At 62.6% G+C, this 22518-nt stretch carries 32 protein-coding genes; 4 read left to right on the top strand and 28 right to left on the bottom strand.

Annotation, left to right across the window (positions count from 1 at the left end; all coding sequences use genetic code 11):
* Positions 1–47: 47 nt before the first annotated feature.
* Complete coding sequence (gene rplO / locus ACTXGA_RS22260) at positions 48–515, bottom strand: 50S ribosomal protein L15 (protein ID WP_443396918.1); 468 nt, start codon at positions 513–515, stop codon at positions 48–50.
* 268 nt (positions 516–783) lie between these two features.
* Between rplO and ACTXGA_RS22255 the strand changes: the two genes are divergently transcribed.
* Entirely contained in the window at positions 784–1455 is a 672-nt protein-coding gene (locus ACTXGA_RS22255) for a hypothetical protein (RefSeq protein WP_443396917.1), read from the top strand.
* 250 nt (positions 1456–1705) lie between these two features.
* The gene (locus tag ACTXGA_RS22250) at positions 1706–2983 is read left to right on the top strand and encodes a DEAD/DEAH box helicase (RefSeq protein ID WP_443396916.1); all 1278 of its coding nucleotides are present in this window, start codon (positions 1706–1708) and stop codon (positions 2981–2983) included.
* Between the two features lie 112 nt (positions 2984–3095).
* On the opposite strand, the gene ACTXGA_RS22245 is transcribed toward ACTXGA_RS22250, so the two are convergent.
* The 14 genes from ACTXGA_RS22245 to rpmC form a co-directional block, all read right to left on the bottom strand.
* Positions 3096–4244, bottom strand: a complete 1149-nt coding sequence (locus ACTXGA_RS22245) for a cytochrome P450 (protein WP_443396915.1) — start codon at positions 4242–4244, stop codon at positions 3096–3098.
* On the bottom strand, positions 4241–5446 hold the full coding sequence (locus ACTXGA_RS22240; protein WP_443396914.1) for a cytochrome P450: 1206 nt from the start codon (positions 5444–5446) through the stop codon (positions 4241–4243). The genes ACTXGA_RS22245 and ACTXGA_RS22240 overlap by 4 nt, the downstream gene beginning before the upstream one ends.
* 409 nt (positions 5447–5855) lie before the next feature.
* Positions 5856–6641, bottom strand: a complete 786-nt coding sequence (locus ACTXGA_RS22235) for an MBL fold metallo-hydrolase (protein WP_443396913.1) — start codon at positions 6639–6641, stop codon at positions 5856–5858.
* 175 nt (positions 6642–6816) lie between these two features.
* Complete coding sequence (gene rpmD, locus ACTXGA_RS22230; RefSeq protein WP_443396912.1) at positions 6817–7005, bottom strand: 50S ribosomal protein L30; 189 nt, start codon at positions 7003–7005, stop codon at positions 6817–6819.
* 3 nt (positions 7006–7008) lie between these two features.
* Positions 7009–7593: a 30S ribosomal protein S5 gene (gene rpsE, locus ACTXGA_RS22225; protein ID WP_443396911.1), complete on the bottom strand. Its 585-nt coding sequence runs from the start codon at positions 7591–7593 to the stop codon at positions 7009–7011.
* Positions 7594–7730: 137 nt separating this feature from the next.
* Positions 7731–8090, bottom strand: coding sequence for a 50S ribosomal protein L18 (gene rplR, locus ACTXGA_RS22220; RefSeq protein ID WP_443396910.1), 360 nt, complete (start codon positions 8088–8090; stop codon positions 7731–7733).
* Positions 8091–8101: 11 nt separating this feature from the next.
* Positions 8102–8635 carry a 50S ribosomal protein L6 gene (gene rplF, locus ACTXGA_RS22215; protein ID WP_443396909.1) on the bottom strand — a complete coding sequence of 178 codons (534 nt, stop codon included), beginning with the start codon at positions 8633–8635 and terminating at the stop codon, positions 8102–8104.
* Between the two features lie 13 nt (positions 8636–8648).
* Positions 8649–9041 carry a 30S ribosomal protein S8 gene (rpsH, locus tag ACTXGA_RS22210; RefSeq protein ID WP_443396908.1) on the bottom strand — a complete coding sequence of 131 codons (393 nt, stop codon included), beginning with the start codon at positions 9039–9041 and terminating at the stop codon, positions 8649–8651.
* Positions 9042–9055: 14 nt separating this feature from the next.
* Positions 9056–9361 (bottom strand): 30S ribosomal protein S14, encoded by a 306-nt coding sequence (rpsN, locus tag ACTXGA_RS22205; protein WP_443396907.1) that lies wholly within the window; start codon positions 9359–9361, stop codon positions 9056–9058.
* Positions 9362–9373: 12 nt separating this feature from the next.
* Positions 9374–9955, bottom strand: a complete 582-nt coding sequence (rplE, locus tag ACTXGA_RS22200) for a 50S ribosomal protein L5 (RefSeq protein ID WP_443396906.1) — start codon at positions 9953–9955, stop codon at positions 9374–9376.
* A complete protein-coding gene (rplX, locus tag ACTXGA_RS22195; protein WP_443396905.1) occupies positions 9948–10259 on the bottom strand; it encodes a 50S ribosomal protein L24 in 312 nt (103 codons plus the stop codon). Before rplX ends, rplE begins: the two co-directional genes overlap by 8 nt.
* 1 nt (position 10260) lies before the next feature.
* A complete protein-coding gene (gene rplN / locus ACTXGA_RS22190) occupies positions 10261–10629 on the bottom strand; it encodes a 50S ribosomal protein L14 (protein ID WP_219517617.1) in 369 nt (122 codons plus the stop codon).
* A 75-nt stretch (positions 10630–10704) separates the two neighbouring features.
* Positions 10705–10950, bottom strand: a complete 246-nt coding sequence (rpsQ, locus tag ACTXGA_RS22185; protein ID WP_443396904.1) for a 30S ribosomal protein S17 — start codon at positions 10948–10950, stop codon at positions 10705–10707.
* A gap of 3 nt (positions 10951–10953) precedes the next feature.
* Entirely contained in the window at positions 10954–11166 is a 213-nt protein-coding gene (rpmC, locus tag ACTXGA_RS22180; protein WP_443396903.1) for a 50S ribosomal protein L29, read from the bottom strand.
* Between the two features lie 225 nt (positions 11167–11391).
* Between rpmC and ACTXGA_RS22175 the strand changes: the two genes are divergently transcribed.
* Entirely contained in the window at positions 11392–12999 is a 1608-nt protein-coding gene (locus ACTXGA_RS22175; protein WP_443396902.1) for an ATP-binding response regulator, read from the top strand.
* Between the two features lie 23 nt (positions 13000–13022).
* Here ACTXGA_RS22175 and ACTXGA_RS22170 read toward each other — a convergent pair whose 3' ends face one another.
* Both ACTXGA_RS22170 and ACTXGA_RS22165 read right to left on the bottom strand, forming a co-directional pair.
* On the bottom strand, positions 13023–13493 hold the full coding sequence (locus ACTXGA_RS22170) for a hypothetical protein (protein ID WP_443396901.1): 471 nt from the start codon (positions 13491–13493) through the stop codon (positions 13023–13025).
* Positions 13494–13721: 228 nt separating this feature from the next.
* Positions 13722–14342: a 2OG-Fe(II) oxygenase family protein gene (locus tag ACTXGA_RS22165; RefSeq protein WP_443396900.1), complete on the bottom strand. Its 621-nt coding sequence runs from the start codon at positions 14340–14342 to the stop codon at positions 13722–13724.
* Between the two features lie 90 nt (positions 14343–14432).
* Between ACTXGA_RS22165 and ACTXGA_RS22160 the strand changes: the two genes are divergently transcribed.
* A complete protein-coding gene (locus tag ACTXGA_RS22160; protein ID WP_443396899.1) occupies positions 14433–15170 on the top strand; it encodes a lysozyme family protein in 738 nt (245 codons plus the stop codon).
* A gap of 11 nt (positions 15171–15181) precedes the next feature.
* On the opposite strand, the gene ACTXGA_RS22155 is transcribed toward ACTXGA_RS22160, so the two are convergent.
* From ACTXGA_RS22155 to rpsJ, 11 genes are all read right to left on the bottom strand, one after another.
* Entirely contained in the window at positions 15182–15886 is a 705-nt protein-coding gene (locus ACTXGA_RS22155; RefSeq protein WP_443396898.1) for a hypothetical protein, read from the bottom strand.
* A 227-nt stretch (positions 15887–16113) separates the two neighbouring features.
* Positions 16114–16527 (bottom strand): 50S ribosomal protein L16, encoded by a 414-nt coding sequence (gene rplP / locus ACTXGA_RS22150; RefSeq protein ID WP_443396897.1) that lies wholly within the window; start codon positions 16525–16527, stop codon positions 16114–16116.
* Between the two features lie 2 nt (positions 16528–16529).
* A complete protein-coding gene (gene rpsC, locus ACTXGA_RS22145) occupies positions 16530–17264 on the bottom strand; it encodes a 30S ribosomal protein S3 (RefSeq protein ID WP_443396896.1) in 735 nt (244 codons plus the stop codon).
* Positions 17264–17644, bottom strand: coding sequence for a 50S ribosomal protein L22 (rplV, locus tag ACTXGA_RS22140; protein ID WP_443396895.1), 381 nt, complete (start codon positions 17642–17644; stop codon positions 17264–17266). Before rplV ends, rpsC begins: the two co-directional genes overlap by 1 nt.
* A 3-nt stretch (positions 17645–17647) precedes the next feature.
* Positions 17648–17926 (bottom strand): 30S ribosomal protein S19, encoded by a 279-nt coding sequence (gene rpsS / locus ACTXGA_RS22135; RefSeq protein ID WP_068315468.1) that lies wholly within the window; start codon positions 17924–17926, stop codon positions 17648–17650.
* A 3-nt stretch (positions 17927–17929) separates the two neighbouring features.
* The gene (rplB, locus tag ACTXGA_RS22130) at positions 17930–18772 is read right to left on the bottom strand and encodes a 50S ribosomal protein L2 (RefSeq protein ID WP_443396894.1); all 843 of its coding nucleotides are present in this window, start codon (positions 18770–18772) and stop codon (positions 17930–17932) included.
* Positions 18773–19061: 289 nt separating this feature from the next.
* The gene (locus ACTXGA_RS22125) at positions 19062–19799 is read right to left on the bottom strand and encodes a hypothetical protein (protein ID WP_443396893.1); all 738 of its coding nucleotides are present in this window, start codon (positions 19797–19799) and stop codon (positions 19062–19064) included.
* Between the two features lie 314 nt (positions 19800–20113).
* A complete protein-coding gene (locus ACTXGA_RS22120; RefSeq protein ID WP_443396892.1) occupies positions 20114–20410 on the bottom strand; it encodes a 50S ribosomal protein L23 in 297 nt (98 codons plus the stop codon).
* Positions 20407–21024, bottom strand: coding sequence for a 50S ribosomal protein L4 (gene rplD, locus ACTXGA_RS22115; protein ID WP_443396891.1), 618 nt, complete (start codon positions 21022–21024; stop codon positions 20407–20409). The genes ACTXGA_RS22120 and rplD overlap by 4 nt, the downstream gene beginning before the upstream one ends.
* Positions 21021–21860 (bottom strand): 50S ribosomal protein L3, encoded by an 840-nt coding sequence (rplC, locus tag ACTXGA_RS22110; protein ID WP_443396890.1) that lies wholly within the window; start codon positions 21858–21860, stop codon positions 21021–21023. The genes rplD and rplC overlap by 4 nt, the downstream gene beginning before the upstream one ends.
* A 15-nt stretch (positions 21861–21875) precedes the next feature.
* Positions 21876–22181: a 30S ribosomal protein S10 gene (rpsJ, locus tag ACTXGA_RS22105; RefSeq protein WP_023849092.1), complete on the bottom strand. Its 306-nt coding sequence runs from the start codon at positions 22179–22181 to the stop codon at positions 21876–21878.
* Positions 22182–22518: the final 337 nt, after the last annotated feature.

Raw genomic sequence — 22518 nt, 5'->3', positions numbered from 1 at the left:
AGCCGCCGCTCACAAGTCACGATTACGCCGCAGAAGCGGCGCGGGCGTTATTCCGAGGCTGCCGCGGCGACGGTCAGCGAACCGCCCTTGCCTGCAACGGCTTCGACTGCGGCCTTCGACGCGCCGGTGACGTTGATCGTCAGGGCACCGGTCACTTCACCCTTGGCCAGAACGCGAATCCCGTCCAGCTGACGGCGCACCAGACCCGAGGAAACCAGCGTTTCTTCGTTGATGCTGGCAGCGTCCAGCTTGCCCGCGTCGACGAATTTCTGGATCAGGCCCAGGTTCACGACGGCATAGGACTTGCGGTTCGGCTTGTTGAAGCCACGCTTGGGCAGGCGCTGGTACAGCGGCATCTGGCCGCCTTCGTAGCCATTGATGGCCACACCCGAACGCGATTTCTGACCCTTGATACCACGGCCACCCATCTTGCCTTTACCCGAACCGGGGCCGCGGCCGACGCGTTTCTTGGTCTTGGTTGCGCCGGGATTGTCGCGCAGTTCATTCAGTTTCATGTCGCTTCTCCATTGCCGGATGTGGCCCCCGAAGCGTGAACAGGGCCAACCACGGCTTTTCTTGATTGTGAATCGGGTCACTGGGACCACCGGGGGCGTATAGCGGCAGCATGGAGCCAAGACAAGCCTTCGCGTCGCGATCTGGCCGCGCACCGTTCGGGTAGGGAAAACCTTACGGTCGGGATTCCCTGAATGGTCCGGACAGGCTTGGGCGGGCACGCTGCCGACAGGACGCAAATTTACGGCGTCCAGACCCGGAGACCGTCCGATGACCCTGACCGAAGACTGGCTTTTGACCCTGGGCATTGCCTCGATCGTGGTAAGCAACCTGGCCTGCCTGCCGTATATCCGCGACATGCTGACCGGCGCGACACGGCCGATGCGCTCCACATGGCTTATCTGGTCGGTCCTTTCCGGCATCTGCCTGCTGTCCAACATCGAAAAAGGCGCAGAGGCCTCTCTCTTCTTCGTCGCCACCGAAACCGCCGAGACGGTCCTGATCTTTCTGCTGGCGATCCGCTTTGGCATGGGCAGCCTGTTCCATCCCGGTGACCTGCTGGTCTATGCCTGTGCCGGGGCGGGGCTGATCCTGTGGAGCTATACCGAGGACGCGGTCTATGCGCTGGCCATTGCCATCGCGATCAGCGCGCTTGGCGGCGCCCTCACGGTGATCAAGACCTACCGCGCACCGCGCACGGAAACCGCCGCCTGCTGGATCCTCTCCGCCGTCTCTGCCCTGTTGGGCAGTCTCGCCGTCGGGGAATGGTCCGTGGTCCTGCTGGCCTACCCGGTCTATTTGCTGGCCCTGTACTGCGCGATCCTTGCCGCGATGGCGCTTGGCTACCGCAGGGAACGAATGGAACGCGAAGCCCTTGCGCTGCGTCTTGCACCGCTCCCCCGGATGCCGTCCGGGACCATTCAGGGGTCCATCCGCGCCTGAAGCCTTGACTTTCTGCGTCGCGGCGCGCATATGCCATCCCAGTGCCGCACCCGCCGCGTGAGCGGGGCAGACGGATTTTATGATCCGCACGGCATTCATCCTGACATGGCTCCCACATCACGCATGGGTCCAGACCCGCGACAGGCCTTGCGCATGCGGCGCTCGGCTGGTGTTTGCGGTTCCCCATTGCGTCCGTGCGCGATCCTCGCGTCGGGCCATCACGCGCATTTTGCGCAACAAGGAATATCTCTTGGATTTCGACATGCTGGGGCTGCCGCCCCGCCTCTCGGCCAACCTGGCCGCACTAAACATCACCAATCCCACACCGATCCAGACACAGGCCATCCCGCACGCCATGAACGGCCGCGACGTGATGGGCCTTGCCCAGACCGGCACCGGCAAGACCGCCGCCTTTGGCCTGCCGCTGCTGACCGCCCTGATGCGGATGCAGGGCCGCGCCGCGCCCAAATCGGCGCGCGGCCTGATCCTTGCGCCCACGCGCGAACTGGCCAAGCAGATCCTCGACAACCTGCGCGCCTATGCTGAAGGCACCCACGTGCGCGTCACCCTTGTGGTTGGCGGCGCGTCGCTGAACGGTCAGGCGCAACGGCTGACCAAGGGCACCGACCTGCTGGTCGCCACCCCGGGCCGGTTGATCGACCTGCTGGAACGCAAGGCCGTTCACCTTGACCAGACGGAATTCCTTGTGCTGGACGAAGCGGACCAGATGCTGGACCTCGGGTTCATCCATGCCCTGCGCCAGATCGCCAAGCTGCTGCCCGCTCAGCGTCAGACCATGCTGTTCTCGGCCACCATGCCGAAACAGATGGCCGAAATCGCCAGCGCCTACCTCAAGGATCCGATCCGGATCGAGGCATCGCCCCCCGGCAAGCCAATCGAAAAAATCGATCAGAGCGTGCACTTCGTCGAACAGGCGCACAAGACGTCGATGCTGGTGGATCATCTGGACAAACACCGGACCGAGGCCGCGCTGGTCTTTTCGCGCACCAAGCACGGTGCCGAGAAGCTCAAGAAGCACCTCGAGGCCAAAGGCTTTGCCGCCGGTTCCATTCACGGCAACAAGAGCCAGGGCCAGCGCGACCGCGCCCTCAGCGCCTTCCGCCAAGGCGAATTGACGGTGCTGGTGGCCACGGACGTGGCGGCGCGCGGGATCGACATCCCCTCTGTCCGCTATGTCTACAACTATGACCTGCCCAACGTGGCCGACAACTATGTCCACCGCATCGGGCGGACCGCCCGCGCGGGCCGTGACGGCACCGCCGTGGCCTATTGCGCACCGACGGAAATGGGCGAATTCCGCGCCATTCAAAAGCTGATGGGCCGCGACATCGCGGTGGCCAGCGGCGAGGAATGGGAAGGCGAGAAGAAGCCGTCTCGCGGTGGTGGCGGCGGCGGCGGTCGTGGCCGACGCAATGGCGGCGGTGGCGGCGGCGGTGGTTTCCGTCAGGAGGGCGCGGCCAAGTCCGGGCGCCCGCGCCGCAGCAAGAACCGTCGCAAGGCGGCCTGAGTCACAACACGTGGCAGGAGGGGGCGCTGCCCCCTCTGGACCTGCGGTCCATTCACCCCCGGCGGTATTTTCAAAGAGAAGAAACCAGGGCCCGGCGATGCGGGTCGGTGTCCTACCAGGTCACCGGCACCGCCTTTGGCCCCCGGAAGGCCCAACCGGTAAAGGCCACCTCTCCGTTCAGCTTCAGTCCCGGCAGCGCCTCGAACAAAAGGGGCAGCGCCACCTCGGCGATCAGGGCGCGGGAGGCCGCCGCCCCGGCGCAGAAATGCGGCCCGGCGCCAAAGGCCAGGCTGGGCCCGGTGTCCCGCAAAATGTCGAAGACCTCTGGCCGGTCAAAGACCCGCAGATCGCGATTTCCGATGCCGAACATCAGGAACACCCGGTCACCGGGATCGAAACGCACGCCCTCTACCACGTCCCGCCGCGCCACCTCGCGCGGGCTCATGCCGATGGGAGCGATCCAGCGGGCGTACTCCTCGAAGGCATTGCGCCAGCTTGCCGCGCCCTCGCGGATCAGCGCACGTTGTTCGGGATGCGTCAGCAGCGCCCATACGCAGCCGGCAATGACATCGCGCGGCTCGTTCTGACCTCCGGAAATCGCCAGCTTGATATTGGCCTTGATGGAGGCCATGGGCAGACCTGCCTTCAGTTGCACATCCAGCAGGGACAACTCCGGCGGATCGTCCTGTTGCGACTCGATGGCCGCGTCGATCCGTGCCGTGGCCGCCTGACAACGTGCCTCGATCCCCGGATCGCCGGTGTAATTGGCGATCCCGTCGATCATCGCCTGACTGGTGGCGTCGATCTCTTGCCAGCTCAGCCCCTGCACCCCGGTGATGACGCGCAGCGCCTCTCCTGACAGGCGCATGGCATAGTCTCGCACCAGATCGCAGCGCCCTTTCGGCTGCACCTCTGCCAAGATCTCTTCTGCAGAGGCGCGAAACCGGCTCAGCCAGCGGTCCCGAACCGTACGCGGGCTGAAGGCGGGAAAGGTGGCGCGGCGCTCGGCGGCATGCGCCTCACCGTCCTTACGCATCATGTTTTCCCCCATCAGCCGCGTCATCAGCCCCTGCGGCTGATGCGAGGAAAAGACATCGATGCGCTTTTCCTGTGTGTAGATCACATCGCGCCGGGTGATCAGCGTCGCGCCCAGCTGCGGGACATGGGCAATCGGTGTCTCCGCCTGTAGGCGTGACAGGATCGGATAGGGGTCTGCGGTCAGCGCGGCGGGGTCCAGATCGACCTGCGGCGCGTCGCTCATCGCACGCGCACCGGCAAGGTGGCATAGCCCCGGAACCGCGCCAGCGGCACCCGCGTGCGCGGCCCGTTGTCGGCCAGCTTCGGGAACCGCTCTACGAATTTGCCAAGTGCGATCCGGCCTTCGACCCGGGCCAGCGTCGCGCCAAGGCAGACGTGGATGCCGGTGATGAAGGCGATATGCCGGTTGGGCCTGCGCGTGATGTCCACCCGGTCGGGGTCCGGAAAGACCTCCGGATCGCGGTTTGCCGCCGCGATCGAGGTGTGGATATAGGTCCCCTTGGGCAGCACCCCGGTCGACAATTCGATGTCCTCTCCGGCAAGGCGATTGCCGATCTGCAGGGGGCTTTCGACGCGCAGGCTTTCCTCGACCGCGCCATTGATCAGGGCGGGGTCCTCCATCAGCAACCGGTGTTGGTCCGGGTTGTCCAGCAACAGGCCGACCGAATTGCCGACAAAACTGGTTGTCGTCTCGTGTCCGGCGTTCAGCAGGAAAATGCAGTTCTGGATTAACTCTTCCTGCGTCAACCGCCGTCCTTCATGCTCGCCAAAGATCAACGCCTCCAGAACCTCGCCCTGATGCGCGCCGTCGCGGTTGGCGCGGCGGTGGTTGATCAGATCGTTCAGGACCTCACCGAATTCCGCGACCGCGGCGTTGCCCGCGGCCAGCCGTTCTGGCGGCACCACCGGGTCCAGCGCGCCAAGGATCGACAGCGAATAGCCCCGCAGCCTGGACCGGTATTCCTCTGGGATGCCCAACATGAAGGAAATGATCTCGGTCGGCAGGACCTTGGCGAAATCCTCGATCAGGTCCAGTTCTCCCAGATCCTCGACCCGGTCCAGCAGCCGGTCCACGATCTCTTCGATCAGCGGCTCGAACTCGGCCAGCTTGCGCGGGGTAAAGGCCCCTGCGATCAGCTTGCGCACCACAGTGTGATACGGCGGGTCGTTGAATATCAGCGAGGTCGTGTGATGGGTGTACAGCGGGCAGCGCCCGAATTTCTCGCCAAAGGCCTCGGTCTTGTCCGACAGCATGTCGCGGCTCTGATAGACCTTCAGGCAATCGTCATGGCGCGTCAGGTAGACAGACCCATCCATGTTGCGATGCACCGGGTCCTGGGCGCGCAACCGGTGCAGCACCGGATGCGGGTTTTCGATGAACTCCGGCCCGATGCTGTTGAGGTCGAACCCCGCGATATCCAGCATTGTCTGTCCTCCCCACACCATCCTGCGCGCCGACGGCAAGGCTGGCAAGGGGCGGGTATTCCGGTCCTGACCCAATTCGCCGATCCAGTTAGGATAAGGGATGAAATCCCCTTCCAGCCTCCTGCTATCATTGGTCCTGATCTTGGTGGCGCAGCTGCCGGCGCGGCGGCGGGGTTCTTCCTTGTGATCGGAGTCGGGCTGGCCACGGGGACCGGCACCGATCCCGTCCAAGGGTTTCACCGGCTGGACACCCCCGGCCTACACAGCCGTTGAGCCTTGGGGCAAGCCGCCCCTGCGCGGACCGGCGGAGGGACTGGATATGGCGATCCGCTACATGCTGCGCTGGGAGGGGCATTGAAAAAGGGCGGCCCGGGCCGCCCTTCTCGCTGCTTCGTCTATCGGTACAGGATCAGCCCAGTTCGCCGGGTTTGTACCAGTCGCCCATCTTCACCGTGGACATATCGCCCACCATCTCGGCGAACATCGCCGGATCCTGCGTTCCGCCGTCGCGGCCGCGATAGTGATAGGGATAGACGAAATCCGGTTTGAACTCGCGCACCGCATCCGCCGCCGTCGCCGCGTCCATGGTAAAGGGCAGGTTCATGCAGACAAAGGCCAGGTTGATACCTTCGAGCGCGCGCATTTCAGGCACGTCCTCGGTGTCGCCCGAGACGTAGACACGGAAATCGTCCATCGTCAGCACATAACCGTTGTCGCGCCCCTTGGGGTGAAAATTCATGCGGTCCGCAGTCAGGTTGTGGGCCGGGATCGCATCCACCTGCAGGCCGGTCAGGCTGGCGCTGTCGCCATTGGCCAGCGTCTTCGTGTTGGCCTTCAACTCTTCCGGCAGCATGTCGAACACCGCCGGGTTGGTCAGCATCTGGGTGTTCTCACCCTTGATCGCGTTCAGCACGTCGGCGTTGTAGTGATCGCCGTGCTGGTGCGTGATCAGGATAAGGTCGGCCTCGGGGTGATCGGCATATTCCGAAGCCTCGCCAACCGGGTCCACGTAAAGTGTTCCGATCGGCGTTTCCATCACGATAGAGGCGTGGTGCACGGGATGCACCAGCAGCGTGCCCTGAGAGGTCTTGAACTCGTTTGGCAGATGCCGCCCGGCGCGGCCCGCAAAGGGCAGCACCGTGATGGTGCCTGCGGCGGCGGCGGTGGACAGGAAAGTGCGGCGGTTGAGGGTCATGGCTTGCGCTCCATCGTTGAACCTGTCCGAAAGAGTAGCGCGCCAAACGCTTGCGACAAATTGAACTTTTCGAAACCTCATGTGCATCTGCGAACCATCGCCACGCATCAGCGCACGAAAAAAGCCCCGCGGCAGGGCCGGGGGCTTTTCTCGAATTCACGGTCGTGAGGGCGGTTCAGCCGCGCTCTTCGACGATCTCGACCAGATGCGGGATCTTGCGGATCATGCCGCGGACCGAAGGTGTATCCTCCAGCTCACGGGTCTTGTGCATCTTGTTCAGGCCCAGGCCGATCAGCGTCTTGCGCTGGATTTCCGGGCGGCGGATCGGCGAGCCGATCTGCTTGACGACGATGGTCTTTGCCATGGATCAGGCCTCCTCGGTCGCGGCGGCTTCGGCTGCCGGGGCTTCGTCACGCTTGGGCAGGATGTCTGCCACTTTCTTGCCGCGACGCTGCGCCACGTTACGCGGCGACTGCTGGTTACGCAGCGCGTCAAGCGTGGCGTGGATCATCGCGTAGGGGTTCTGCGAACCGGTCGACTTGGCGACGACGTCCTGGATGCCCAGCATCTCGAACACGGCACGCATCGGACCACCGGCGATGATACCGGTACCCTGAGGCGCGGTCCGCATCACGATCTTGCCGGCGCCAGCATGGCCCTTGGCGTCGTGGTGCAGGGTGCGGCCCTCTTTCAGGGGAACGCGGATCATCTTGCGCTTGGCTTGCTCGGTCGCCTTGCGGATGGCCTCGGGGACCTCCTTGGCCTTACCCTTGCCAAAACCAACGCGGCCCTTCTGGTCGCCGACAACGACAAGCGCGGCAAAGCCAAAACGCTTACCGCCTTTGACGGTCTTGGACACACGGTTGATCGCGACAAGGCGATCGGCGAACTCGGGCGCCTGCTCTTCGCGGCGGCCGCGGCCACCGCCACGGTTGTTATCACGTTCTGCCATCAGGCATTCCTTTATCTCGTGGTGCCCAAGAGCACCGAATTGTCTCAATCGCAGTCGGCCGTTACGGCCCCTCGATCATCGAGGCGTTTCCGCCTGCAAAAGAAGGTGCGCCCGGAGGGCACACCTTACTTGGATCCTTAGATCTTCAGGCCACCTTCGCGGGCGGCGTCGGCCAGGGCTTTCACCTTGCCGTGGAAGAGGAAACCGCCACGGTCGAAGTAAGCTTCTTCGACACCGGCTGCCTTGGCGCGCTCGGCAATGGCCGACCCCACCTTGGCTGCGGCTTCCACGTTGTTCTTTCCAACAACACCCAGGCTCGGCTCGAGCGAGGATGCAGCGGCCAGAGTACGGCCTGCCACGTCGTCGATCAGCTGGACCGAGATGTTCTTGTTCGAACGGTGCACGCTGAGCCGCACGCGGCCTGCATTCACCTTGCGAAGTTTGTTCCGGACGCGCAGACGGCGCTTGAGGAACAGTTGACGTTTGTTGTTTGCCATGTTCCCGATCCTTACTTCTTCTTGCCTTCCTTGAGGAAGATGTACTCGCCCTTATAGCGGATACCCTTCCCCTTGTACGGCTCCGGCCGACGCCAGTCGCGGATATTGGCCGCGACCTGGCCCACCTGCTGATTGTCGTGCCCCTCGACGATGATCTCGGTGGGCTTCGGGCAGGTGACGGTGATGCCGTCGGGAATTTCGAAGTTCACGTCGTGCGACAGGCCGAGGTTCAGCTTCAGGACCTTGCCTGCCAGCTGAGCACGGTAACCGACGCCCTGAATTTCGAGTTCCTTCTTGAAGGTGTTCTGCACACCGTGCACCAGGTTCGCCACGACAGTCCGCGACATCCCCCACTGCTGCAGCGCGCGCTTGGATTTGCCGCGCGGCGTGACGGTGACGGCGTTGTCTTCGACAGTGATCGTCACATCGTCGGTGGCCGTAAAGCTCTGGGTGCCTTTCGGACCCTTCACTTCGATGGTCTGGCCCGAGATGCTGGCGGACACGCCCGAGGGCAGTTCGACCGGCTTCTTACCAATACGAGACATGTTTCAGGCCTCCTTAGAACACGGTGCAAAGCACTTCGCCGCCGACGTTGGCTGCGCGTGCGTTTGCGTCCGACATCACACCCTTGGGGGTGGAGACAATCGACACGCCCAGGCCCTGACGGACCTGCGGGATGTCCTTGACGCTCATGTAGACGCGGCGGCCGGGCTTCGAAACCCGCTTGACCTCGCGAATGACAGGAGTGCCATCGAAGTATTTCAGGCTGATTTCCAGCGTCGGGTGACCGTCGGTGCCGGTGCCCTTTTCATAGCCGCGGATGTAGCCTTCGTCCGCCAGCACGTCCAGAACCCAGGCGCGCAGCTTGGAGGCCGGCGTGGAAACGGTGGACTTGCCGCGCATCTGCGCGTTGCGGATCCGGGTGAGCATATCGCCGATAGGATCGTTCATCTAGATACCCTCCCTTACCAGCTCGATTTCACGACGCCGGGCAACTTGCCGTTCGAGCCAAGCTCGCGCAGCATGATCCGGCTGATCTTAAGCTTACGATAGTAAGCGTGCGGACGACCCGTCAGCTGGCAACGATTGTGCAGCCGTGTGGGCGAGGAATTGCGCGGCAGTTTGGCCAGCTTGAGCCGTGCCTTGAAACGCTCTTCCATCGACTTCGATTCGTCGGTCGCGATTTCTTTCAGTTCAGCGCGCTTGGCGGCATACCGGGCCACCAGGCGCTCGCGCTTCTTCTCGCGCTCGATCATGGATTTTTTCGCCATGTCTTGCTCCTTTTACGCCTTGGTGAACGGCATGTTGAACTGAGCCAGCAGGGCTTTCGCCTGCTCGTCAGCGGTGTGCTCGCCAAAATCCTTGGCGTTGGTGGTGATGATGATGTCCATGCCCCAGACTTCGTCGACCTTGTCGAACTCGATCTCGGGGAACACGATGTGCTCTTTCAGACCGGTGGCAAAGTTGCCGCGGCCGTCAAAAGCTGCCTTCACACCACGGAAGTCGCGGATACGCGGCATCGCGATGGTGACCAGGCGGTCAAGGAATTCATACATACGCACGTCACGCAGGGTGACCTTGGCGCCGATGATCATGCCTTCGCGCAGACGGAACGGCGCGTGGGAATGCTTGGCCTTGGTGCCGACGGCCTGCTGGCCGGCGATCTTGGTCAGGTCCTCGATGGCCGATTTGGCCTTCTTGGAGTCACGGACCGCCTCGGCGCCGCAGCCGATGTTCAGAACGATTTTTTCCAGACGCGGGATCTGCATGTCGTTCTTGTAGGCGAACTGCTCTTTCATCGCCGCCTTGATCTTGCCGTTGTATTCGGCCTTCAGGCGCGGTGTGTAGGTCGCGGTATCAAGCATCGATCACGTCCCCCGTGGTCTTGGCAAAGCGGACTTTCTTGTCGCCTTCCATGCGGAAACCCACGCGGGTCGGCTTGCCGTTGGCATCGACGAACGCAAGGTTGCTGATATCGACCGGCAGGGCCTTCGGCATGCGGCCGCCCTGGCTCGTCTGGCTCTGGCGGGTGTGACGGATCGCGATGTTCACACCTTCGACAATCGCCTTGCCTTCTTTCGGCATGACAGTGGTGATCTGTCCGGTCTTGCCCTTGTCCTTGCCGGACAGGACCATGACCTTGTCACCCTTTTTCAGCTTGGCAGCCATCTTACAGCACCTCCGGGGCGAGCGAGATGATCTTCATGAAGTTCTTGGCACGCAGCTCACGCACGACCGGCCCGAAAATACGGGTACCAACCGGCTCACCGTTGTTCCCGAGGATCACGGCGGCGTTGCGGTCAAAGCGGATCGAGGTGCCGTCTTCACGGCGAACTTCCTTGGCGGTGCGCACGACGACAGCCTTGCGGACGTCACCCTTTTTCACGCGGCCGCGCGGAATGGCCTCTTTCACCGAGACGACGATGATATCGCCGACCGATGCATAGCGACGGTGCGAACCGCCGAGGACCTTGATGCACTGAACTTTCCGGGCTCCGGAATTGTCAGCGACATCCAGATTGGTCTGCATCTGGATCATTATGGTTTCTCCCGACCTTCGGAGGCTGTTCTGTTGTTGGCCCCCGGGTTTCGATCAAAGCGGAAAAGTCCGGTCTCAGGCCTCTGCGGGCTGATCGACCAGAACCTCCCAGCGTTTGGTTTTCGACTTGGGCGCGCATTCGATGATGCGCACGCTGTCGCCGACATTGAACTGCTCGTGTTCGTCGTGGGCGCGGTACTTCTTGGACTTCTTGATCGTCTTCTGAAGAACCGGGTGCTTGAAGCGGCGAACGATCTGGACGGTCACCGTCTGCTTGTTGGCCGTGGAGGTCACGGTGCCTTGCAGGATACGCTTGGGCATGCGTTACGCCTCCGCAGTCGAGGCCGCAGCAGCGGCTTTTTCATTCAGGACAGTCTTCACGCGGGCCACGTCACGGCGGACCTGACGCATACGCGAAGTGTTTTCCATCTGGCCGGTGGCCGCCTGGAAACGGAGGTTGAAGGCCTCCTTCTTCAATTGGACAAGCTGATCCCGGAGTTCGTCCGGGGTCTTGTCACGGAGTTCGTGGGCGTTCATGCGCCTCTCCTCTTTATACAACATCACCGGTAGGCCCCTGCCTGCAGGCACGCAGGGTCACCCTGATTCCGGTGGAGTCCGTGGATGAGCGCGCCGTATAGGCCCAAAACCGGGTCAAAGCAACACCCAAAATCCCGTTCAGGACTGACACGGTTTGGCAACTTGATTGGATCAGCAACGGCTCAATATACTGCGCGTGCAAAGCCGACAGAAACAAGGGCAGGCATGACGGATCAGGCGCCTAGGGACGACGATGCCCTTTACACACAGATAGGCCGTGACGCCAAGCCGCATGAGGTGATGTTGGAACAGGCCGCCCGCATCGCACAGCTGGGCTATTTCGTGTTCAATGTCCGCTCCTCTACGGTCGAGGTCTGCTCGACCCGCCATGCCGCGATCTTTGGCCAATCACCCCCGGATTTCATCAAGACCGTGACCGGGCTGGGCGGTGAGATGACGATGATCTACCCCGATGACCGGAACCTGATCCGCGAGGCTTATGGCCGGCTCATGCAGGGCGAAACCATCGAGATGGAATACCGCTTTTACCGACCGGATCACAGCATTGGCTACATCCGCGAGGTGGTCGCCCCCGACCGCGACGAGGACGGCCAGATCGTCCGGGGGCTTGGCAGCAGCCTCGATGTCACCGAAACCCGACTTGCGGAAGAACGCCGCGCACAGGCCGGACGGCTGGAGGCCCTGGGTGAGTTGACCGCCGGAGTCGCCCATGATTTCAACAACATCCTTGCCATCGTCATGGGCAATGCCGAAATGCTGCAGGCCGGTGTCCCGCTGGCCGAGACCGGAGAGTTCCTGGAGGAAATCGTCACGGCGGCCCGGCGCGGCGGCGCGCTGACCCAGAGCCTGCTCAACTTCGCGCAAAAGGCGGCGATCCGCCCGGTGGCGCTGGACCTTGGTGAGGAAATCACCCGCGCCGCGACGCTGTTCGAGCGGACCCTGCTGCAAAAGGCCACGATGACCGTGACCCGGGACGACGATCCGCTGCCGATTTTTGCCGACAAGGACAAGCTGCAGTCGGTCATCATCAACATCCTGATCAACGCCCGCGATGCCGTCCGCGAAGGCGGCCAGATCGAGATTCGCGCCGAACGCTGGACGCCTCCGGGGACAGGCAATGGCGATCGGGCCGCGCATCCCACGATGATCCGCCTGTCGATCCGCGATGACGGAGCGGGCATCGCGCCGCAGATCCTGGCCCGCGTGACAGACCCGTTTTTCACCACCAAGCCGCGCGCCAGCGGGTCCGGGCTTGGCCTGTCGATGGCCGCAGGTTTCATGCGGCAGCTGGGCGGCGACCTTGCAATTGAATCCCAGGAAGGGCACGGGACAGAGGTTCACCTCGATTTCCCGGTCTCGCTGCATGTAGACACCGGCACGCGGCAGGACGCCGCCTCGATCCCGCTGCATTCGAACGCCGTGCACATTCTCCTTCTCGAGGACGAAAATGCACTGCGCGCACTGGTCCAGCGCAATCTCAAAAGCTGGGGCTTCAGGGTCACTGCGGCGCGCAATGCCGCCGAGGCGCTGGAAGCCATCGAGGCAACGCAGTTCGACCTTGCCCTGCTGGACAACTTCATCCCCGGCGACTCCACCGGTGTCGACATTGCCAACCGGGTCAAGGCCACCTCACCCGATACGGCGACGATCCTGCTGACCGGACTGGCCAACCTGCAGGACAGGTCCGATCTGGATGCCGTCGATCTGGTGCTGGCAAAGCCTATCCCGGCAAGCACCCTGCGGGCGCGGATCGCCCAGACACTGGCCGCCCGGAAATCCCCCGTCGATCAGCGCGCCGCAGGCGGTGTCTGACCGATCACCGCGCATCACACCGCTCAGCGCAGCAGTTCCAGCGCGATGCTGGCGGACATATAGCTGACCTGCGCCTGAAGATAATATGCAGAGGCCGCACCGCCCGACACATACCCCGTGTTGCCCCCCTCCTCCGGCACATCCTCCGGCCCATCGGCCACTTCATCCGTCGGCACCACGGTCGGCGCGACCTCTGGCGACACAGCAATCTCGGTTGTCTCGGGGTCGGATCCGCTGGCCACCGGGGCCACCTCTGCCGCGCCGCTTTCGCCTGCTGCCATCGTCAGAGAGGTCGCCACCACGGTGTAGGAGACATTGACATACAGCGCCTCGACCGCGCCCTGCCCGGTTTCGATGCCGCGTGCGATGCCCGATGCGGTGGCGCCCTGGGATCGACAGTCATGCGTCCCCCAGCATCGCGCCGCAACCAGCCCCTTGGCCTGATGCCCCACCGATTGTGCGGATTTCCCGCGCGATCCGGATCCTGCGGTCATGTCTTGACTGCGCGGGACATGCGTCATCGCGGCTGAATTCGTTTGCATTTCCATGTGGCCCCCTTGGTTCGCCTCGGGTCACATGCTCTCCGACGGCGGTAAAGAATCCCGGCGCTTCACCACCGGAATCATGTCGCAATTTCTCGCAGATTGAGGATATCGTCGGGTGTCAGGCAGGATCCGGCGCGTAACCGCCTGAAAACACGGCAGCACGACGGGGGAGCAGGCTCACTCCCACTTGTAGTTGAAACTGACCGAAACCCGGTTGTCCTCGGCCATGTTCATCGGCACCTCATGCCGCAGCCAGCTTTCCCACAGCGCCACGTCGCCCACCTCGGGCGCAAGGTAGACAAAGCTGCGCAACTCCTCGCGGCACCCCTTCTTGCGGGTGGGTGCGGCCATCATCATCGCCAGCCTCGGGTCCTCCAGCTTCAACGCCGAGGCCCCCTCTGGCATCGCCACATAGGTCGTCCCAGAGATCACCGAATGCGGGTGGATATGGCTGGAATGGGTGCCGCCCTCGGGCAGGATGTTGATCCAGATATCCTCCAGCACCAGCGCCTTGTCCCCAAGGTCGAACTCCAGATCCTGTGCAAAGGCGGCCACGTGCCGGTCCAGCGCTTTCACCAGCTCGGCAAAGATCGGAAAGCGCCACGGCAGGTCCGTCAGCGAGGCATAAGAGGTGTAGCCGGGATAGCCCTCGCTCTCGCACCACTCCTGCCCGGCTTCGTCATCCTCGGCGATGGAATAGCAGGACGACTCCAGCTCTGACGGATCGATCTGTGGATCGAATTCCGAGAGTTTGGCGTGATACAGGCGGGTGGCGAACAGCGAACGGATCTGTGACATGGCCGCGCTTTACCGCGCCGCCGGGCGCGGGGCAATGGAATCTCAACCTCTGGCAGGCAAAGTCCGGCGCGAATGGAAGATGAGAACAGAATGTTCCCGATACGCTGCCTGATCCTGCTGTGCCTGCTGGTCCTGCCCGCGCGCCTGCCCGCGCAATCCGCCTCGCTCTTTGCCCCTGCGGGGGACACCTCGGGGCGTACACCCTTCGTGACCACACGCTCTGCGCCCATCACCCCCGCCCACGGCGGCAGCCTCTTTGGCGGTGGCCAACGGCATAGTTTCTTTGCCCCGCTGCCGGAACGCACCCCGGACGAACCGGCCTCGCCCGCACCGAACATCCTCCGGGGCAACAGCCAGGCCGCCAAGATCCGCGACCTGATCGCCCAGGCAGAGGCGGGCCGCAAAGGCTATGATGAGGTCAATGGCGGCGCCCGCGTGAAACCGCCCAAGCCCCCGACCCAGATGACCGTGCAAGAGATCTATGACTGGATCGACGCCACGCCGGGACAGCCGCATGCCATCGGCCGCTATCAGTTCATCCCCGCCACGCTGCGCCGCCTCGTCTCCGATCAGCGCGTCAGCCGCCGGGCGGTCTTTAGCCCCGCGCTGCAGGATCAACTTGCGGACCAACTGTTGGCCGAGGCCGGATTGCTTGCCTTCAAACGCGGCGAGATCACACGCCGCAGTTTCATGTACCGGCTGGCCAAGATCTGGGCCGGCCTCCCCCTGCCCTCGGGCAAGTCCTATTATGAGGGGTACGCCGGCAACAAGGCGACCATGACATGGGCGCGGTTTGACGGCGCGATGGCGCAGATCTTTCCCGGCTGACCGTCCGGCGCTCAGGTCAGGCTCGGCTGTCGTCGCAGCCGGGCAACGTGTCCGTTGCGCAACGCGTCGATGTGGATCGCACCAATCTGAACTGGGATTTCCGGCAGCCCCAGCAGACGGACAATCGCAAACCGGTGCCCGCCGCCACCAGAGCGCAACAAGACCCCATCGCGGGCAATGTGAACCAGGATGCCACCGTGTTCCCGCCGGAAACATTCGGGCAACTCCTCGCGCAAGAGCAAACGCCCCCGCGCCCGGATTTCCTCGTACACCCGGTCAAGCGCCGCATACCGCGCCCGTACGTCGTTCACGTCTGCGCACCCGTCGGGCCGCAACCCTCGTGCAAGCTCCGCGACCATTTGCCGGAACTTCGGCGTCTCTTCCCAGTCGGCGCCCTCTTGGAACCGCATCCGACAGCTGATGAAACGACTGTCCTCGCCAACCGGTCTGCGCGCAAGATCCCAGTCACCCGCCAGAACGCGGGCGCTGTCGCGACGGCGCAACTCATCCCGGCCCCGCGGCTTGTCGTAGATGTGAGCGACATCCGCCAGATCGACAAAAATCGCGGCATCGCTGGGTGGCACGGCATCGCCAAAGCGGAGCCGGTTGACCCAGTCGCGAACAGCCTTCCGAGGGACCTGGTTTTCGATCGCCCGCCGCCAGCGCGCCGGGTGCCAGTAGAAAGAACGTGTTCTCTGATAGACCGTGTCGGGCATCAATTACCCCCGCAAGATATTCGAATTGGAAAGACTTACCACAGTTGCGTGCTGCGCACAAAACTCTCGCAAATCTCCTTGTCATTTCGCCCGAAACCATGGCCCGGACGCGAAAGCCCCCACCGCTTTCGCGCCGGGGGCTCTCTTTTTCCATCCTGCGCCGTCATAGCCAATCCTGGGATCGGCCTTGGTGGCGCATCCGTCACCCTGCCAAGCAGGGCGCGGCGTTACCAGTCCTCGCGGACAACCACGCGGGTCTTGATCGGCAGCTTCATGGCTGCAAGACGCAGCGCTTCACGGGCGATATCCTCACCCACGCCGTCGATCTCGAACATCACGCGGCCCGGCTTGACCTTGCAGGTCCAGCGATCCACCGAACCCTTACCCTTACCCATACGAACTTCGATGGGCTTGGCCGTCACCGGGGTGTCCGGGAAGATGCGGATCCAGACGCGGCCCTGACGCTTCATGTGACGCGTCATGGCACGACGGGCTGCTTCGATCTGGCGCGCGGTTACGCGCTCGGGCTCCAGAGCCTTCAGACCGTAGGTACCGAAGTTCAGATCCGAACCGCCCTTGGCCTCACCCTTGATGCGGCCTTTGAACATCTTCCGGAATTTAGTGCGCTTTGGCTGAAGCATGGTTACCTCCGATCATCCCGGCGGCCGCCGCCGGCGCCACGAGGGGCCGGGCCGTCCTGGATTTCCTGGGCCTTGCGATCACGGGCCTGTGGATCATGTTCCATGATCTCGCCCTTGAAGATCCAGACCTTGATGCCGATGATGCCATAAGGCGTGGTCGCCTCGACACCGGCATAGTCGATGTCCGCACGCAGAGTGTGCAGCGGCACGCGGCCCTCACGATACCATTCGGTCCGTGCGATTTCCGCGCCACCCAGACGGCCAGCGACGTTCACCCGGATACCCTGGGCGCCCATGCGCATGGCGTTCTGCACGGCCCGCTTCATCGCGCGGCGGAAGGAGACACGGCGCTCCAGCTGCTGGGCGATGGACTCGCCGACCAGCTGTGCGTCCAGCTCGGGCTTGCGAACCTCGACGATGTTGAGGTGCAGTTCCGAGTCGGTCATCGACGAGAGCTTCTTGCGCAGCACCTCGATGTCCGCACCCTTCTTGCCGATGATGACGCCCGGACGCGCGGTGTGCACCGTGACGCGGCACTTCTTGTGCGGACGTTCGATGATCACGCGGCTGATGCCGGCCTGCTTCGGCGGGTTCTTGTACTCATTGAAGATGAAGTCGCGGATCTTCAGATCCTCGAGCAGCAGATCCCCATAGTCCTTGGTGTCGGCGTACCAGCGGCTGTCCCAGGTGCGGTTCACCTGCAGGCGCATGCCGATCGGATTGGTCTTGTTACCCATCAGGCTTGCTCCTCAACTTGACGCACTTTGATGGTCAGTTCGCTGAACGGCTTGTTGATCCGGCCAAACCGGCCACGCGCCCGCGGGCGACCGCGCTTCATGACCAGGTTCTTGCCGACATAGGCCTCGGCAACCACCAGTTCATCGACGTCCAGACCGTGGTTGTTCTCTGCGTTGGCAATCGCCGACTGCAGGCACTTCTTCACGTCGATCGCGATCCGCTTTTTCGAGAAGGTCAGGTCCGTGAGGGCCTTGTCCACCTTCTTGCCACGGATCAGCGCGGCGACGAGGTTCAGCTTCTGCGGCGAGGTGCGCAGCATGCGCAGCTTGGCCATCGCTTCGTTGTCCGCCACGCGGCGGGGATTCTTATCCTTGCCCATGGCTTACTTCCTCTTCGCTTTCTTGTCGGCGGCGTGACCGTAGTAGGTACGGGTCGGTGCGTATTCGCCGAACTTCTGACCAATCATGTCCTCGGACACGTTGACCGGGATGTGCTTCTGGCCGTTGTAGACGCCAAACGTCAGACCCACGAACTGGGGCAGGATCGTCGAGCGGCGCGACCAGATCTTGATGACTTCGTTACGACCCGACTCGCGCGACTTCTCTGCCTTCTTCAGGACATAAGAGTCGACGAACGGACCTTTCCAGACGGAACGCGACATGGATTACCGCCCCTTCTTCTTGGCGTGACGCGAGCGGATGATCAGCTTCTGCGACGCCTTGTTGGTGTTGCGGGTGCGCTTGCCTTTGGTCGGCTTGCCCCATGGCGTCACCGGGTGACGACCACCCGAGGTACGACCTTCACCACCACCGTGCGGGTGGTCGATCGGGTTCATGACGACACCGCGGACGGAGGGGCGCTTGCCCATGTGGCGGACCCGGCCGGCCTTGCCGAGGTTCTGGTTCGAGTTGTCGGGGTTCGAGACCGCGCCAACCGTGGCCAGGCATTCCTGACGGACCATGCGCAATTCGCCCGAGCTGAGGCGGATCTGGGCGTAACCACCGTCACGGCCGACGAACTGGGCATAGGTGCCCGCGGCGCGTGCGATCTGGCCACCCTTGCCGGGCTTCAGCTCGATGTTGTGAACGATGGTACCGATCGGCATGCCGCTGAAGGGCATGCAGTTACCGGGCTTGATGTCGGCCTTGGCGGACGACACGATCTTGTCGCCGATACCCAGACGCTGCGGCGCCAGGACATAGGCCTGCTCGCCATCGTCATACTGGATGAGGGCGATGAATGCGGTACGGTTGGGGTCATATTCGATGCGGACCACGATGCCGTTGACATCGAATTTGTTCCGCTTGAAATCGACGATCCGGTAGAGACGCTTTGCGCCACCGCCGCGGCGGCGTGCCGTGATACGTCCGGTGTTGTTCCGGCCACCCTTTTTCGTCAGACCTTCGGTGAGGGCCTTGACGGGGCGTCCTTTATACAGCTCCGAACGGTCGATCAGCACCAGCCCGCGCTGGCCCGGCGTCGTCGGCTTGTACGACTTGAGTGCCATGCTTTCTGTCTTCCGTTAGCTAACGCGATCCCGAAGGACCGCTATGTAGGGCGGGGTTCACCCCGCCGCGTGTATAGGCCCCTCGACATGCGTCCGCAGGTGCCCGGTGGTATAGGCCCCTCGACCGAAGTCCGCAGGTGCCCGAATCTTGCTCTCCGCGAATAAGCAAAGCCCCGGACGAATCCGGGGCCGCTGCGGATGGGGTCTGTTACGGGAGGAGGGGCGTGGGGTCAAGTGGCTGATGCGGTGCAAACAGGCCCGATACAATTTGCTAACCTCCCCCAAGTGCCTAGCGCGGCAAATCTTGCTTGATCCTGTTCAAGGTCGCCTCGCCGATGACATCATACTTCCCCGTGCAGGTCCCATAGAAATCTCGCAAGGTGTTTCCCCGTGCGTTTGGGTGAGGCAAATACAAACGCTTGCCGGTGTACGTCGCCCTATTAAGTCCACGTTCTGCGGCGCGTCCGAATGTACAGACCAGTTCCGGGTTAAGAGTGTCCATCTCATCGGTAATTGCACACCGCTCGGCCATTTGTGTCGACTTTGATTTAGGCCCGCTGCCTTTGGCGAAAAAGAGTTTCCAGGCATCGGTCAGGTAAACACCATACCCAATGGAGCACAGCCCCTCGACACTGGGCCAGATCTTGCGTGCAATCCCATGTGATCGAATTCGCGGGCTCGAAAATCCCCATGGTGTTGCGATGGAAAAACCTAACTCATCCTTCTCCGGCACTCGCTTGGGATCCTGAAAGACCAAGGCAACAACACGTTGGTTCCAGTTTTCCGGCGTGAAAAGCAGAGGAAGATCAAAACCCCAACACTTTCCCGGAAGTTCACTGGCCTGTTCAAATCGACAAACGGCCTTGTCGATCGTCTCCCATCCATCTCCGCCTCCGGAATATGTTCCGTCAGAAATTTCTCCAAATTTTTGGCCCTGCCGGCGCAGGTACTCGAAATCAAAAAGTTCGCTGTGCGACGCCTCGATGACCTGCGACCAAAGTCGGGCCGCATTCAATTTCAATCTCATTCTGAAAATTCCTTTCAATGCCTTTGGCGGGTCTAATAGTGACAGAGTATCTGTTCAAGCCGAGCCTCGAAGCTTCACGTTTATTCTCCGAGAGGCTCCAATGGGGGGGGGCCACACCGCTCCATATTGTCACCCCTAGACGCTCTCTCAAACCACACAAAGCATGAAGAGTCCGTAAATTCGTCCCCGTAACCCCTTGATCCTGCATTCCCCCTAAGCTGTCCACGCGTGGACACCCCAAACCGAAAAGGCCCCCGCATCGCTGCGAGGGCCTCTCCAATTTCCGTAGGCCGGGCTTCAGCCCGGCATCACACTCACAGACCGGTGTTCACGTCGATCGTGTTGCCCTCTTCGAGCGTCACATAGGCCTTCTTGACGTCCCGGCGCTTGCCCAGACCGCCGCGGAAGCGCTTGACCTTGCCTTTGGTGATGGTGGTGTTGACCGCCTTCACCTTGACACCAAAGAGCGCCTCGACGGCCTCCTTGATCTGCGGCTTGGCCGCGTCGATCGCCACTTCGAAGACCACAGCGCCGTTCTCGGACGCCATGGTGGATTTCTCGGTGATGATCGGTTTGCGAACCACGTCGTAGTGTTCTGCTTTCGCGCTCATTTCAGACGGGCCTCCAGTGCTTCGACACCCGCCTTGGTCAGCACGAGCGTGTCGCGCTTGAGGATGTCATAGACGTTTGCGCCCATGCTCGGCAGCACATCGAGACCGTCGATGTTGGCCGCTGCGCGGGCAAAGTTTTCGTTGACCGCGGCGCCATCGATGATCAGCGCGCGCTTCCAGCCCAGGTTCGACACCTGCTTGGCCAGCGTGTTGGTCTTGCCATCGCACTCGGCGTTGGCGATCACAACCAGCGAGCCGTCCTTCACCTTGGACGACAGGGCGTGCATCAGGCCCAGCTTGCGGACCTTCTTGGGCAGGTCATGGGCGTGGCTACGCGGGGTCGGGCCCTTGTAGATACCACCCTTGCGGAAGATCGGCGCCTTGCGCGAGCCGTGGCGTGCGCCACCGGTGCCCTTCTGGCGGTAGATCTTCTTGGTCGAATAGCTGACTTCCGAGCGGGTCTTGACCTTGTGCGTACCGGCCTGCGCCTTGTTGCGCTGCCAGCGGACCACACGGTGCAGGATGTCGGCGCGCGGCTCGAGACCGAAAAGCGCCTCGTCCAGCTCGACCTCACCAGCTGCAGAGCCGTCGAGATTGATCACGTCGAGTTTCATTCGTCGCCTTCCTTCTTCTCGGCTTCGATTTCAGCTTCGGCTGCCTTCAGCGCCTGAGCTTCTGCGGCGGCCTGCTCTTCGGCCAGACGCTTGGCTTCGGCTTCGGCTTCTGCTGCGGCTGCGGCTGCGGCTTCCTCGGCGGCTTTCATCGCTTCACGCTTGGCGCTCATCAGCGCGGCGGGAAGGATCGCGTTTTCCGGGAAGGGTTTCTTCACGGCGTCCTTGACGGTCACCCAGGATCCCTTCGGGCCCGGAACGGCGCCCTTGATCATGATGATGCCACGATCGCTGTCGGTCTTGACCACCTGCAGGTTCTGCGTGGTGACGCGAACCGCACCCATGTGGCCGGCCATCTTCTTGCCCTTGAACACCTTGCCGGGGTTCTGACACTGACCGGTCGAGCCGTGCGAACGGTGGCTGATCGACACGCCGTGCGTGGCGCGCAAACCGCCGAAGTTGTGACGCTTCATGCCGCCGGCAAAACCTTTACCGATGGTGATGCCGCTGACGTCCACGAACTGACCTTCGAAGTAATGGTCGGCGATGATTTCCTCGCCCACTCCGATCAGGTTGTCCGGCGACACGCGGAACTCGGCGACCTTGCGCTTGGGCGCAACGTTGGCCACGGCAAAGTGGCCGCGCATCGCCTGGCTGACGCGCTTGGCTTTTGCGGTGCCTGCGCCCAGCTGGACGGCGGTGTAGCCGTGCTGGTCATTGGTGCGCTGCGCAACAACCTGCAGGTTGTCGAGTTGCAGCACGGTGACGGGGACCTGCTTGCCATCTTCAAGGAAAAGACGGGTCATGCCGATCTTCTTTGCGATCACTCCAGAGCGCATTTCAGACATCCCCCCTTATACCTTGATCTCGACGTCAACGCCGGCGGCGAGGTCGAGCTTCATCAGGGCATCCACGGTCTGCGGGGTCGGATCGACGATGTCGAGCAGACGCTTGTGCGTCCGGATCTCGAACTGGTCACGCGACTTCTTGTTGACGTGCGGACCGCGCAGAACGGTGTATTTCTCGATCTTGTTCGGCAGCGGGATGGGACCGCGGACCGTTGCGCCGGTGCGCTTGGCGGTATTGACGATTTCCTGGGTGCTGGCATCGAGCACGCGATAATCGAACGCCTTGAGCCGGATACGGATGTTCTGGTTCATTGAACAGCCTTATTCACGATGTTGGAGTTGAGAGGAGGACCCACGACCACCGCGCACCCTCATCGAACCCAAAAGGCGGGGAATCACCCCGCCTTGAACGACCCTATGGCCGTTGCGCGCGTATAGCTGCTGAACCTTGGGGTGACAAGGCGTTTGACCCGATTCATCCTTGGAAAACACGCTTTTCGCGGAGCTTTGCCCGCCGGGCGTCCGCAGCCTGACGCAAAAAGGCCGCCCCGGTTTCTGGGGCGGCCTTTTCTGTTTTCTGCCTGTGGCTCCCGGGACATTCGCGCCTGAGGGCGCGAATACCCCGATTCCACCCTCCATGGCCAGCCGT

Origin of the sequence: Antarctobacter jejuensis, assembly GCF_052266595.1 — a bacterium.
GTDB lineage: Bacteria > Pseudomonadota > Alphaproteobacteria > Rhodobacterales > Rhodobacteraceae > Antarctobacter > Antarctobacter jejuensis.
This window is presented reverse-complemented; position numbering and strand designations above follow the sequence as displayed.